At 68.9% G+C, this 12353-nt stretch carries 10 protein-coding genes; 5 read left to right on the top strand and 5 right to left on the bottom strand.

The annotated features are described in order from the left end of the window. Nucleotide 1 precedes the first annotated feature (1 nt). Nucleotides 2-1243 (bottom strand): chromate efflux transporter, encoded by a 1242-nt coding sequence (gene chrA, locus ACOEQ2_RS04115; RefSeq protein WP_419730118.1) that lies wholly within the window; start codon nucleotides 1241-1243, stop codon nucleotides 2-4. 137 nt (nucleotides 1244-1380) lie between these two features. On the opposite strand from chrA, the gene ACOEQ2_RS04110 reads away from it, so the two are divergent. Next, nucleotides 1381-2253 carry a slipin family protein gene (locus ACOEQ2_RS04110; RefSeq protein ID WP_419730117.1) on the top strand — a complete coding sequence of 291 codons (873 nt, stop codon included), beginning with the start codon at nucleotides 1381-1383 and terminating at the stop codon, nucleotides 2251-2253. A gap of 17 nt (nucleotides 2254-2270) precedes the next feature. Then, nucleotides 2271-3095 carry a DNA polymerase III subunit epsilon gene (locus ACOEQ2_RS04105; RefSeq protein ID WP_419730116.1) on the top strand — a complete coding sequence of 275 codons (825 nt, stop codon included), beginning with the start codon at nucleotides 2271-2273 and terminating at the stop codon, nucleotides 3093-3095. Here the strand turns inward: ACOEQ2_RS04105 and ACOEQ2_RS04100 are convergent. The 4 genes from ACOEQ2_RS04100 to ACOEQ2_RS04085 all read right to left on the bottom strand — a co-directional run bounded on the left by ACOEQ2_RS04100 (nucleotide 3087) and on the right by ACOEQ2_RS04085 (nucleotide 10427). After that, nucleotides 3087-5507 carry a hypothetical protein gene (locus tag ACOEQ2_RS04100; protein WP_419730115.1) on the bottom strand — a complete coding sequence of 807 codons (2421 nt, stop codon included), beginning with the start codon at nucleotides 5505-5507 and terminating at the stop codon, nucleotides 3087-3089. The genes ACOEQ2_RS04105 and ACOEQ2_RS04100 overlap by 9 nt on opposite strands. A 105-nt stretch (nucleotides 5508-5612) precedes the next feature. Next, nucleotides 5613-7526, bottom strand: a complete 1914-nt coding sequence (locus ACOEQ2_RS04095; RefSeq protein ID WP_419730114.1) for an SGNH/GDSL hydrolase family protein — start codon at nucleotides 7524-7526, stop codon at nucleotides 5613-5615. A gap of 349 nt (nucleotides 7527-7875) precedes the next feature. Beyond that, the gene (locus tag ACOEQ2_RS04090) at nucleotides 7876-9222 is read right to left on the bottom strand and encodes an alpha/beta hydrolase (protein WP_419730113.1); all 1347 of its coding nucleotides are present in this window, start codon (nucleotides 9220-9222) and stop codon (nucleotides 7876-7878) included. A 125-nt stretch (nucleotides 9223-9347) separates the two neighbouring features. After that, on the bottom strand, nucleotides 9348-10427 hold the full coding sequence (locus tag ACOEQ2_RS04085; RefSeq protein ID WP_419730112.1) for a zinc-binding metallopeptidase family protein: 1080 nt from the start codon (nucleotides 10425-10427) through the stop codon (nucleotides 9348-9350). A 174-nt stretch (nucleotides 10428-10601) separates the two neighbouring features. Here ACOEQ2_RS04085 and ACOEQ2_RS04080 point away from each other — a divergent pair, with 174 nt between their 5' ends. The 3 genes from ACOEQ2_RS04080 to ACOEQ2_RS04070 all read left to right on the top strand — a co-directional run bounded on the left by ACOEQ2_RS04080 (nucleotide 10602) and on the right by ACOEQ2_RS04070 (nucleotide 12346). Continuing rightward, nucleotides 10602-10856: a CsbD family protein gene (locus ACOEQ2_RS04080; RefSeq protein ID WP_419730111.1), complete on the top strand. Its 255-nt coding sequence runs from the start codon at nucleotides 10602-10604 to the stop codon at nucleotides 10854-10856. A 108-nt stretch (nucleotides 10857-10964) separates the two neighbouring features. Next, nucleotides 10965-11138 (top strand): DUF1328 domain-containing protein, encoded by a 174-nt coding sequence (locus tag ACOEQ2_RS04075; RefSeq protein WP_171834543.1) that lies wholly within the window; start codon nucleotides 10965-10967, stop codon nucleotides 11136-11138. A gap of 158 nt (nucleotides 11139-11296) precedes the next feature. Then, nucleotides 11297-12346, top strand: coding sequence for a hypothetical protein (locus tag ACOEQ2_RS04070; RefSeq protein WP_419730110.1), 1050 nt, complete (start codon nucleotides 11297-11299; stop codon nucleotides 12344-12346). Nucleotides 12347-12353: the final 7 nt, after the last annotated feature.

Below are 12353 nucleotides of genomic sequence, written 5' to 3'. Positions count from 1 at the left end.
CTCAGCCGCCCAGCGCACCCAGGCCGGCGCAGAGAACGACCACCAGCAGCGGCGGTATGCGCCATGCCACGAGCAGCGTGAAGGCGAGCAGGGCCACAACCAAGTCGGCCGGGTGCCGCACGGTCGAGGTCCACAGCGGGTTGTACAGGGCTGCGCCGAGCAACCCCACGACCGCTGCGTTGGCGCCACGCATCGCGGCACGGGCGCCGGCGATTGCCTGCAGTCGGTGCCAGAACGGCAGCACGCCGGCGAGCAGCAGCAGGCCCGGCAGGAAGATGGCGACGAGCGCAATGCCGGCACCCGCAGCCCCGCCGAGCCGGCCCGGCATGCTCCCGCCGAGATAGGCCGCGAAGGTGAAGAGCGGACCCGGCATCGCCTGCGTCAGGCCATAGCCCGACAGGAACACCGGCTCGCTCACCCAGCCGGGCGTCACGACGGCGTCATGCAGCAGCGGCAGCACGACGTGGCCGCCGCCGAACACCAGAGCGCCGGATCGATAGAAGGCATCGAACAGGGCGATCGCGGCGCCCGGCGTGGGGATCAGCAGCGGCATCGACAACAGGGCCGCGAACAGTGCCAGGCAGGCGATGCCGGTGCGCGGTCGCACGACAGAGGGCAGTGGTGGCGGCTGACCGTCCGACGCCTCGAGCCTCTCCCGGCAGAACCACCAGCCGGCCAGGGCACCGAGGCAGATCGCGGCAACCTGCCCGATGGCGGTCGGCGCGAACAGCACCAGGATCGCCGCCAGGGTGGCAAGCGAGGCGCGCGTCCGGTCCGGGCACAAGCTGCGCGCCATGCCCCAGACTGCCTGCGCCACGACCGCCACCGCGACCAGCCCAAGGCCGTGCAGCAATCCGGCACCCACCGGCGCGGCCGAATGCCCGCCCGCGCCGGTCGCGAGTGCGAGCAGCAGCAGCGCCGAGGGGAGGGTGAAGCCGGCCCATGCGGCAAGGCCACCGGACAGTCCGGCGCGCATCAGGCCGATCGCGAAGCCCGCCTGGCTCGAGGCCGGACCCGGCAGGAACTGGCACAGCCCGACCAGGTCGGCATAGGCGCGCTCGTCGAGCCAGCGCCGGCGCAGGACGAACTCGGCGCGGAAATAGCCGAGATGCGCCACCGGTCCGCCGAAGCTGGTCAGGCCCAGCCGCAGGAAGGCTGCGAACACCTCGACGGCGGTACCGGGCGAAACGGGCGAGACGGGCGTGTCGACGCGTGTCGGCGGATCCTGTCGGAACTCGTGCATGTCCCGTCGCGTGCCTTCCGATGCCGAGTCTGGCCGATGGATCCCCATATAACGACAGTCCGGGCGCGGGAATGCCCGTCCGGATCGCAGCGTTTCGAGGCTGCAAGCTGGCAACGTCCAGCAACTGGAGACTGCCGATGAATGCGCCGCCTGTCGTCTATCTGTTCTCCTTCCTGCTGATCGCCGGTGCCGCCGGACTGGTCTCGATGCGTCACGACGCCACCAATGTGCTGGCGGGGATCCTGGTGGTGGCAGCACTGGTGTTGCCGGCCTGGCTCAAGATGGTCGCGCAATGGCAACGCGCCGTCGTGCTGCGGCTGGGCAAGTTCCAGGGCGTGCGCGGGCCCGGCCTGTTCTTCCTGATCCCGTTCATCGAGACCATCCAGCAGCTGGTCGACATGCGCATCCGAACCACCGAGATCCGCGCCGAGGAGGCGTTGACCCGCGACACCGTGTCGATCGGCATGGATGCGATCGTGTTCTGGCGGGTTCTGGATGCGGCCAAGGCAGCGCTCGACATCGACAACTTCCAGCTGGCGGTGGAGCGGGTGGCGCAGACCTCGTTGCGCGAGATGATCGGCACCAGCGACCTGTCGCGGCTGCTCTCGGACCGCCAGGTGGCCGACCAGGAGCTGCAGCGGGCGATCGGCGCCAAGACGGCGCATTGGGGGGTGACCATCACCTCGGTCGAGATCAAGGATATCGGCATCCCGGCCTCGCTGCAGGATGCGATGAGCCGCCAGGCGCAGGCCGAGCGCGAGAAGCAGGCACGCGAGACGCTGGCTTCGGCGGAGGTGGGCGTGGCGCGGCAGGTGAAGCTGGCGGCGGCGATCTATGCCTCGGATCCGACCGCGTTCAAGCTGCGGCAGATGAACCTGGTGTACGAGATGAACAAGGATCGCGGCACCACCATCATCATCCCGAGCGACCTCGCCTCGGCGCTGGGGCAGATCACCGGCCGCGACATGGCGGCTCCTGCGCCACAGCCGTCGGTCGTGGTGCCGGACTAGCCGGCATGGATGGTGAGATGCGGGCCAGGGTCCTGCGGGTCATCGACCTCGAGACCACCGGCAACAGCTTCACCGATGGCGGGGTGGTCGAGATCGGCTGGCAGGACCTGGTGCCGTCGGCTGACGCAGAGCCACGCTGGCAGCTCGCCGGGCAGCCACAGGCGATTTTGATCGATCCCGGCCATCCGATCAGCCCGGCCACCGCGGCGATCCACCACATCATCGACGAGGACGTCGCCGGCGCCCCGCGGTGGCAGCACGCGGCGCCCGACATCCTGCGCGGCGCCCCGGGTCCGGTGCCGCTGGCGCTGGTGGCGCATCGGGCCGCCTTTGAGCAGCGCTGGTGTGGCGTGGCCCTGACCGGCGGATTGCCGTGGATCTGCACCTACAAATGCGCGCTGCGGATCTGGCCGGACGCGCCGAGCCACTCGAACCAGGGATTGCGCTACTGGCGGCGTCCCGAGGGGCTGGACCGCGCGGTCGGGCTGCCGGCGCATCGGGCCGGACCGGATGCCTACGTCACCGCCTTCCACCTGCGCGACATGCTTGTGGTGGCGAGCGTGGAACAGCTCTTGGCCTGGTCGGCCGAACCCGCGCTGCTGGTGAAGGTGCCGTACGGGCGGCTGCGCGGCCGGCGTTTCCGCGACCTCCCGGCCGAGGATCTGGAGCAGCTGTCCGGAGGTGTGCGCGGCGACGAGCGCAGCGGTGAGCGGCCGGGCAGGCAGGCCGATGCGGAGATCGGCTTCTCCGCCCGCCACGAGCTCGCGCGACGCGCCGAGACCAGCGCGCCGGCGTCGGAGCCGGAGCCGCAGCCTGCCGGACAGCGCGATCTGCTACTCTGACGCGGGCTCCGGCTCGGTCCGGGCCGCCAGGCGGCGCGACACCAGATCGAGAAACCGCGTCACCACGGCGTCGGGCTCCTCATCCTCCGAGGCAGACAGCAGCTCGGTCGGGCTCTCCATGCAATCGGCGGACTGGTAGATGCGCAGGGTGCCGGGATCGTGCCCGGACGCGCCGCCGTCCAGTACTACGCCCGGACTGTTGCAGATCCAGCGATAGACCCCGAGTGCATCGCCGAGTGGTGCCAGGACGGCGTCCGCCCGGCTGCACCACAGCACGCTGCTGAGCGCCGAGCGGTTGACGTGGTCGACCACCTGAACCGAAGCGGCGATGCCCGCCTCGACCAGCCGGTCCACCGTGGCGAACGTCTCGTCGAGCGGTTGGCCGGGGCCTGCCGCCACCGCCCGGCCACGATTGGCGACGTCGTTGCTGCCGTCCAGCACGAGGATGCAGCCGGGCCAGCTCTCGCCGAGCCGCCGGATCAGCATCGATGCGATGTCGGCGAACCGCTCCGCGGCCGGGTCGGCGAACCGCTCCGCTGCCGGGTCGGCGAATCGCTCCGCAGCCGGGTCGGAGAACCGCTCCGCGGCCGGGTCGGCGCCGTCGAGGCCGAGCAGCACCACCGGCATTCCTTCCGCGCGTGCCGCATCGGCCGCCTTGCGGGTGGCTTCCAGGCCGGGCGTGGTTTCGGCGGCATGGATCACGGCGTGGCCGAGCTCGACCGGTATCGTTGCGGACAGGTAGCGGATGACGCGCTGGTTGCGCCGGTAGAACATCCCCGTCACGGCCTCGAAATCCTGCTCGTGACGGGTGACTCGCCCGGTGAACATCGGAAAGATCCGCTCCAGCGGGCCGAGCGGGGGCGAGGTCAGCCCGGCGCCGAAGAGATGCAGGTTCGGCAGCCGGCGATGACCGGCCACGGCACGCAGCAGGCTGGACGTGCCGGCGAGATCGTTCCGGATGTGGCCTGCGACATCCTCCGCCGGCGTGGCCCATGCCAACTGCATCGTCGGATCGACCCGACGCCTGGCACCGTCCAGCAGGGCCGCGCCGAACCGCAACAGGTGGTGCAGGATGGCGCCGCGGGCCTGCGCGAACGCGACGCACCCGGCCGCGCGCTGCCTGGTCGCGGCGACGAGCAGGTCGATGGTCGGGAACCAGATCGCGCTGGCACCCGGATGGTCGCCGCAGCTGATCACGTGGAACACCAGCCCGGCGGCCGTGTCGCGGAACCGGTAGGCGAAGTTCCGCGGCCCGAGCAGCAGCGCGAACCCGTCGCTCTCGATCATCCGGCCATCGACCGGCGAGGGCCAGAGCATCCGCCCGGTCTCCAGCAACCGGTCAAGCTCGTCAGTCAGCGGGTGCGACAGGCTGCCGGCCAGACGGTCCGGATCGATTGGCCGGGTTCCGGTCCCGTCCGCAATCCGTGCCTCCCGCCCCAGGGTCGCCGGCTCGTCCAGCATGGCGATGCGGGTGTCCGGGCGCTCGCCCAGTCGTCGCAGATGCGCCGGTGCGAGCTCGGCCAGTTCGGCCAGGCCCAGCTCGCCGATGCGGATGTCGGGCGGCGTGGTGCTTGGGCCCTCGCCGAGAACCAGGCTGGTCCACAAATCCTCGAACACCGGCGCCACGGCTGCGGCGACGTGCTCCTGCAGCTCCGGGGGAAGGCCGCCGACGCCGATCCCGAGCAGCCTGCCATCGAGGTCGGTGAACCAGGTGGTCCGCGCACCGCCCACATGATGCAGGATGATCGTGAGCAGCGGCGCGAACACCGCGTGCACCGTGGCCACCCGCCAGCCCGGCGGCAGGATGATCGGCCGGCCGCCACTGCTGACCGGAACCAGCCGTCCGGGGTTGCCGAGATGCAGCGCGAACGTGCCGGAGTCCGTCCGCGGCTGCTCGAACACCAGCGGCGGCGCGTCGGCGGACAGCGACGCGCCGGGATTGCGGGCGTGCCGGCCGATCGCCTCGTGCAGCAGGCTGATCTGGCCCGGCTCCAGCAGCGGATCGATCTCGCGCTGCACCAGCGTCGGGAGGGCGGCATACAGCAGCACCGCAGGCGTCGCCGGGACCCGGATGCGGGCGCCGGCGGCCATCCGCATCCACAGCGCCACCGACTGCAGCCGGCCGCGAAACAGCTTCTGCTCCGGGCCGGTGTAATCCTGCGGCATGTTGGTGATGCCGCCGCTGCTGTCGACGTACCAGCAGGCGGTGTTGCCATCCTCGTGCTGCAGCAGCAGCAGCCAGACCGGGTCGAACAGGGTGAACAGGCTCTCGGCGTGCCAGCCCGGATTGAAGCGGTGGATCGGCTCAAGCCCGCGGAGCATCGGGATCGGCGGCCGGCCGGGGACGATCAGTTGCATTCCGGCGGCCATCGACCGCACCGGATTCAGGATCAGCAGCGGTGCAGGTTCCATCGCGTCGTCGCATCCCCAGGCCAGGCGTGGAGTGGCCAGGATGGGCCGCCAGACCGGAGCCATGTCGATACACCATGTCGGTCGGGCGGCGTAAGCCGGTGGTGCTTACGGCATCATCGTCAGCAGCGTGTTGCCGATCAGCGAGCCGAGGATGCCGGCGGCCAGGTTGGTCGGGTGCACGCCGTCCGCGTAGTAGGTGGTCGAGAACGGTCCGTTCGGAAGGTTGAAGGCCGGCACCAGCTTTTCATCGACCACCGCATCGCAGGTGCCACCCAGCCTGGACGCGATCGCCACGCCGAACGGGGCGACCATCTGAGCGTTGGCCTGCGCCGCCGTCAGCGCCGGGCCACCGCCGGTCGAGATGTAGGAGCGGTTGGCGTAGGGCGGCTCGATGCAGAGCGTGGTGGCACCGGCAGCGTGGGCGGCGTTCGCGATGGCGTCGTAGAGCCCGCCCATCTGCGTCGTGGTCAGGCTGGTGTTGGCGGCGAAGTCGTTGTCGCCGCACAGGATCGATACCACCTTGGCGCCGCTCACATGCGCCAGCGCCGGCACCCCGCGGTTGGTGAATTCGGCCAGCTGCTGCACGCAGGTGGCGCCGGCGTGCGACACGTTGACGACATGGATGTCGGGCCGGTTCAGCTGCTGCGCCATCTGCCGCGGCCAACCCTGCTGGTAGGTGGTCCCGGTGCCATCGTTGAGCGAATGACCGACCACCACCAGCATGTTCTGGCCCTGGCCCTGGACGCCGAAGGTGGTGCTGAGCGACGCCGCCAATGCCTGCTGCTGGGCGGCCGTCAGGCCGAACGGAGCCGCGATGAAGGCGACGCCGTCGCCATAGCCGCCGCTGATGATGAAGCCGCCGCTGGTGGTGGTGCCGGTATCGGTGGTGCTGGAGCTGCTGGACAGGCCGTTCGTCAACAGCGTGCTGGCGCCGTTCAGAGTGGTGCCGACCAGCACGTTGGGGTCGTCGCGCAGGCTGTCCTGGCTGTCGGCGATGCCGATATTGGCGCTGCCGAGAATGCCGGTGGTGAAGGCGAGCGTGTTGCGGCTGTCACCCTGTGAGAGCCAGACCTTGGCCGGGCCGAAGCCGAAATCCATCACGCCCGGGTTGTAGTCGACCGAGCGGACGCCGGTGACCGCCGCGACCGTGTTGTTGCGCACGTCCATGCCGTAGCCGGGCGGCACGACGAAGGTCGCCTGGTCGAAGACGACGGAGCGCGCGTTGCCGAGCCGGCGCGCGGGATAGAACACCGCCACACCGGCTTGCGGCGTCGCGTTCAAGCCGCCGCCGCCCTGGTCGTCGAGCAGGGTGACGTTGGTCACCGTGTTCTGGGCGAAGGTGTCGATGCTGGCCTCGTCGAGGGCGCCGTTCGCAAGCGCGCCGATCGCCTGGGTCTCGCCGGTGTCGCGCCTCGAGACGCTGACCAGGCTGCCGGGATAGCACCGGCTCAGGCGGCGGGTGCCGTAGCCGATCGGCCGGAGGAAACCCAGCGTGAAGCTGACGCCGGTGCCGCCGCTGGCCGGCGGTGCGACCTGGCCGACGGTCGTGGTGGGCGCGCAGCCGAACCAGGCGGGGTTGGTGATCGTCCAGCTGGTGCCGTTGTAGCTGGCCGTCGCCTTGCCGCTGCCGGCCAGGATGACGGTGTCGCCGGCCGCATAGTTGGTGCCGGGGGTGGCGACGGCCAGGCTCGACACCCGCATTCCGATCGCGTCGAGCGGCAGCACCGCCGCCGTCACCGGCTGCCAGGCGGCGACATGACCGACCATGTCCTGCAGCTGGTACAGCCTGCCGGGATCGGTGCTGGTCGTGGGCGTGAGCCAGTTGGCCGGTGCGGCGTAGCCGAGCAGGTCGTTGTCGGTCTGCGCCGGCGCCCGCCCGGTGGGAGCGATCACCGCCGAGACGTGGCCGGTCAGCGCAACGGTGCCGCCGACGCTGAAGCTGCGCGGCGTCTGGGCGTGGCCGGTCAGGGGGGTCGTCGTGAAGAGAAGCAGGCCGGCAAGAAGGAGAGGTCGCTGCATGGTGTCTCCGAGAATGAGCGCGGGCAGGACAGGAAACGCCGGAACCGTGTGACATTCCGTTCCGGTATCGCAACAATATTGCCGTGCGTGTCGGCGGCTGGATCGACGTGTGCGAGACGATGTTGCGGAGAAGCCAGGCCCGGCTGAGGTCCTGGCCGGACCTGCTGATAGTGCGGCAAGAGTGGTGAGTTCTATTTCCGATGGCAAGCGCTACCGGCGGCCACATTCAGCGATGTGGAAGCGCGCTCGCGATCGGCCGGAACCCGGACCCGGGGCCGGATCGACGCATGCAGCCCTGACGCCGTGGCGGGACGGACCCCCGCCCATCACGGCGTCAGGGATCGCACGTTCAGTTGCCCTTGGCGCGTGTCGGGGAATATCCGGCCCAGACCCACTCGAGCGCTTCCGGCAGCGTCTGTGCCACGACGCCCTTGTCGACGTGCCCCGCGTTGCGTGCGAACACGAACTGGTAGGTGTAGCCCTTCGCCGCCAGGACGCGCGCCATGTTCTCGTTCGCCAGCGTCCAGTCGTGCATGCCGTCGGCCAGTGCCGCGACGGGGTAGAAGAGATCCCGGTCGCCGGTCTCGAACCAGTAGCGGATCGGCTTGCGCGGCGCGTTCGGGATCAGCGGCGCGCCGGTGGATTGCGTCGTGGCCTCAAACGTCACGCCATGCACCAGCAGGTCAGGCGCGGACGGTCCCGGCCAGGCGCTGTGGTATTCCCACGCACCGCCCGGCAACGCGGTGTCGTGCGGCCATTGCTGGTTCACCATCGTCGGCGAATAGGCCAGCACGCGGCCATACAATTCCGGATGGAACCAGGCCATCGTGAAGGCTGCCACGCCGCTCGAGCTGATGCCCATGGTCGCCCGGCCATTCGGATCCCGTGTCAGGCGCACGTCGGCATTGCGCTCGACCAGCGGCAGCACCTCGTGCTCGACCCACTCCGCGTACGTGCCGGACACCGTGTCGTACTCGCGGCCACGTTCCGCACCCTGCGCGTCCTGTCCGCCGGATCCGATCCCGATCGCCACCATGGCGGGGAGGCGTCCTGCCCGGATCAGGTTGTCGAGCGTCGCGAACAGCTGCGTCTCGTTGGTGAAGCCGTTGGCGCCACCATCGCCGAACACCAGGAACGGCATGGTTTTCCCGGGATGATATCCGGCCGGGACGTACACATCGATGTTGCGAACCCAGTTGCCCGCATGGCTCGTCGTCACGATCAGGTTGGAGCGATCGCCGGGCGCCGTCGTCGCGTGCTCGAGCGCGCTGTTGCGGCAATCCGGCGCGTCGTCGCGGACCGTGCCCGGGCGGTAGCGCACGCTGTCGGCCGACGACATCGTGAAGGTGTGCACGGTGCCGTGCGGCACACCCTGGTGGGCGACCGTGTCGGGTGCGACGGGATGCGTCGGACCGATGACGAAGTTGCCGTTGCCGGTCGTCGACGGAACCGTACCGTCGGGCAGGGCGGTGGCGGTGGGATAAGCCGGGTTGCCCGGATCGCGGGTCGGCGGCGCGGATTTCAGATCGAGCCCGCTGGTATCGATGAAGAAAGGCTGCGTCTTGTCCGTGGTGTTGGACTGCGGGGGGACGCCGACGCTGTCGTGCGGGCACGCGCCGACGTCCGCTGCGAGAACCGAAGATGTCGCGCTGGCGCAGAATATCGTGCCCAGCAGAAAAGCCCGGAACGGCTTCATGGCAGTTTTTCTCCCTCGCGTGGCATCGTCCCGATCGCACGAGTCGCGATTCCGGCGCCCACGTTATTACGTCATGAATACTGGATCGCCCGAGCCATTGGCAACATCGGCTGATCGTGCGGCATTCAGCCGGCAGGTTGGTCGTGCAGCATCACGTGGATGAAGCCGAGCTTCTCGCGCACTGCGGGCGAGATCACGAAGGGATACAGATCCGACAGCCCCATGCTGCGGTTCAGGCTGTTCACCGCGAACACCAGCGGCACCCACTGGTCGATGATCTCGTCCATGTTCGCCGTGGTATACGGATCGATCGCGCTGGCGACCTCCAGGCCTTCCGCCTGGGGCACCCGCGGGCGCACGTCGAGCCCGAACGCGTTCGCCGTCTCGAGCGTGTCCATGATGTGCAGGTAGTGCGCCCAGGTCTCGGCGAAATCCTCCCACGGATGGCTGGTGGCGTAGGCGCTGATGGTGCGTTCCTGCCAGTCCGGGGCAGCGCCTTGCGCATAGTGTCGGGCGAGCGCCTGGCCGTAATCGACGCGCTCGTCGCCGAACAGCGCGCGGAACGCCTCCAGCCGGCCCTGGTCGCGTATCAGCCGGTCCCAGATCCAGTGCCCGACCTCGTGCCGGAAATGCCCGAGCAGGGTGCGATAGGTCTCGTGCATCTGGTGACGCATGGCCTCGCGGTGGGCGTCGTCGGCCTCCTGCACGTTGATCGTGATGACGCCGTTCTCGTGCCCGGTGATCACTCGCGGGCCACCCGGCAGCGGGTCCAGGAAGTCGAACACCAGCCCGGTGGCGGGGTCGTCGGCGCGGTTGGGCAGCGGGATCGCGAGCCGGAGCAGCGAATAGAACAGCCGGTGCTTGGCGACCTCGAGCCGCTGCCAGAGTTCCAGCGTGTGCGGGTTGTCGAGGCCCGGCACGGTCCGGTTATGCCGGCATGCGGCGCAGTACGTCTCGGCGCTGTCGGCCTCCAGCAACCAGTTGCAGGCGCCGCGACCGGCATTGCTGCACAGCCTGACCCGCCGCCATGTCTCGCCGGCCGCATCGTCGCCGGTCCCCATCGCGGTGAAGCCGTCGCCATCCGGGACCAGCGCCGAGATCGTGGCCTCGGACACCAGGTAGCCGAGCGCCATGCCGCAGCGGTCGCAGCGCGTGTTCTCGAAGAACAGCAGGTGGCCGCAATTCTGGCAGTTGAACAGGCGCATCGATGTGGGGGGTCCCCGGCAGTCGGAGCGTGGCACTCGGGTGAGCGACGCGGTGGCGGGATCGCGGTTCCACGGGCGAGCATACGCGAGGCGCGCATCCTTCGCGAGATTGATGCGTTGTCGCGACATCAGGCCGGTCAATCACGACCGGCGCGACAACGGAGGATCCCCCACATGGTCGACATCAATTCAGTCGAAGGCGCTGCCAAGGACACGGTCGGCAAAGTGCAGGACGGCATGGGCGGTCTGCTCGGCGACACCGCACAGCAGGCGGCCGGCAAGGCGAAGCAGTTCGCGGGCCAGGCGCAGGGCTATTACGGCGATACCCTCGACAGCGTGCGCGACGTGACGTCGGACCAGCCGCTGGTGGCGATCGCGGTCGCAACCGGCGTCGGCTTCATTCTCGGAGCGCTGCTCGCCCGTCGCTGAGCCGATCTGCGCCCGCGCCACCGGTGCAACCCGGGCGCGGGCGTTGGCGTTGCGCAACGACGTGTCGATCCGACCCGCTTCCGCTGGTCCTGCTTTTGAAGGTGCCTCATGCTCAAGCTCGCGTTGCTGTTCCTGGTGATCTCGATCATCGCCGGTATTTTCGGCTTCACCGGCATTTCCGCCGGGACTGCCGCGATCGCCAAAACGCTGTTCTTCATCGCGATCGTGATCTTTGTCGTGCTGCTCATCATCGGCTTGATGGCCGGCAAGGCGATATTCTGATCGCATACACGACAGGATACGACGATCGGCCCGGTGTCGCAGGACACCGGGCTTTTTCGTGTCCGGCGTCTCGGCTGTCACGCAAGCTCAACCTGAATGTAACAGAGAGTTGCTGAAAAGCTCTTATGTATCTCCAGTCCAAAATCTGGAGACGCCCGATGACAGAGACGATCCACGCACCCCGCCCGCGGCTGATGCTGCTGGCCGCCACGACCATGCTGGCAAGCGGCCTGGGGGTTCAGCACGCCTTCGCCTGGGGCCATACCGGCCATGTGGAGATCAGCTACCTGGCGGCCAGTGCGCTGCCGAGCGACGTGCCGGCATTCCTGCGCACGCCCGACACGGCCCAGGCGATCGGGCAGCTCGGCCCGGAGCCCGATATTTCCAAGACGTCCGGCACGACGCACGATTCCGAGCGTGACGCCGGCCATTATGTCGATCTCAACGACGACGGCACGGTGCCCGGCGGCAGCCTGCTGAAAGCCGACGGCACGCCGGTGACGCTGACCCGCGAAGGGTTCGACACGATGCTCCGCGCCGGTGGCAGCGACCAGTACCAGGAAGGCTACCTGCCGTACAACATCGTCGATGGCTGGCAGCAGGTGCGCAAGGACCTGGCCTATATCCGCGCCGACCAGATCGGCCTGGCGACCGCCACCAACGACACCGACAGGCAGTATTTCGCCTACCAGCTGGGTCTGCGGCAGCAGCTGACGATCCGCGACATCGGTGTCTGGAGCCACTATGTCGGCGACGGCAGCCAGCCGCTGCACGTCTCGATCCACTATAACGGCTGGGGCAACTATCCGAACCCGAACGGCTACACGACGAAGCCGATCCACGCGCAGTTCGAGGGCGCGTTCGTCAAGAACTTCGTGCCGCTCTCGACGATCTCGGCCCTGGTTCCGGCGTACCATAATTGCGGCTGCGCGATCGAGACCCGGGTGTCGCGCTACATGATGCAGACGCTGAGCCAGGTGCAGCCGCTGTACCAGGTTGCCAAGATCGACCTGTTCACCACCCCGAACCCGACCGAGGTGCAGTTCGCGGCACAGCAGCTTGCAAACGGTGCCGCGGAACTGCGGGACGAGATCTACGACGCCTGGAAGTCGAGCGAGACCATCAGCGTCGGTTACCCGCTGATCGCCGTGACCGACATCGAGTCCGGCAAGGTGCACCTGACCAGCACCTCGTTCGCCGCCGACTAGAAGCCGA

The organism is Lichenicola sp. (assembly GCF_965198575.1).
Taxonomy (GTDB): Bacteria; Pseudomonadota; Alphaproteobacteria; order Acetobacterales; family Acetobacteraceae; genus Lichenicola.
This window is presented reverse-complemented; position numbering and strand designations above follow the sequence as displayed.

Bases quoted from the DNA above. Each gene is read 5' to 3' on its own strand.
- chrA (WP_419730118.1), bottom strand. From the start codon at position 1,243: ATGCACGAGTTCCGACAGGATCCGCCGACACGCGTCGACACGCCCGTC.
- ACOEQ2_RS04110 (WP_419730117.1), top strand. From the start codon at position 1,381: ATGAATGCGCCGCCTGTCGTCTATCTGTTCTCCTTCCTGCTGATCGCC.
- ACOEQ2_RS04105 (WP_419730116.1), top strand. From the start codon at position 2,271: ATGCGGGCCAGGGTCCTGCGGGTCATCGACCTCGAGACCACCGGCAAC.
- ACOEQ2_RS04100 (WP_419730115.1), bottom strand. From the start codon at position 5,507: ATGGAACCTGCACCGCTGCTGATCCTGAATCCGGTGCGGTCGATGGCC.
- ACOEQ2_RS04095 (WP_419730114.1), bottom strand. From the start codon at position 7,526: ATGCAGCGACCTCTCCTTCTTGCCGGCCTGCTTCTCTTCACGACGACC.
- ACOEQ2_RS04090 (WP_419730113.1), bottom strand. From the start codon at position 9,222: ATGAAGCCGTTCCGGGCTTTTCTGCTGGGCACGATATTCTGCGCCAGC.
- ACOEQ2_RS04085 (WP_419730112.1), bottom strand. From the start codon at position 10,427: ATGCGCCTGTTCAACTGCCAGAATTGCGGCCACCTGCTGTTCTTCGAG.
- ACOEQ2_RS04080 (WP_419730111.1), top strand. From the start codon at position 10,602: ATGGTCGACATCAATTCAGTCGAAGGCGCTGCCAAGGACACGGTCGGC.
- ACOEQ2_RS04075 (WP_171834543.1), top strand. From the start codon at position 10,965: ATGCTCAAGCTCGCGTTGCTGTTCCTGGTGATCTCGATCATCGCCGGT.
- ACOEQ2_RS04070 (WP_419730110.1), top strand. From the start codon at position 11,297: ATGACAGAGACGATCCACGCACCCCGCCCGCGGCTGATGCTGCTGGCC.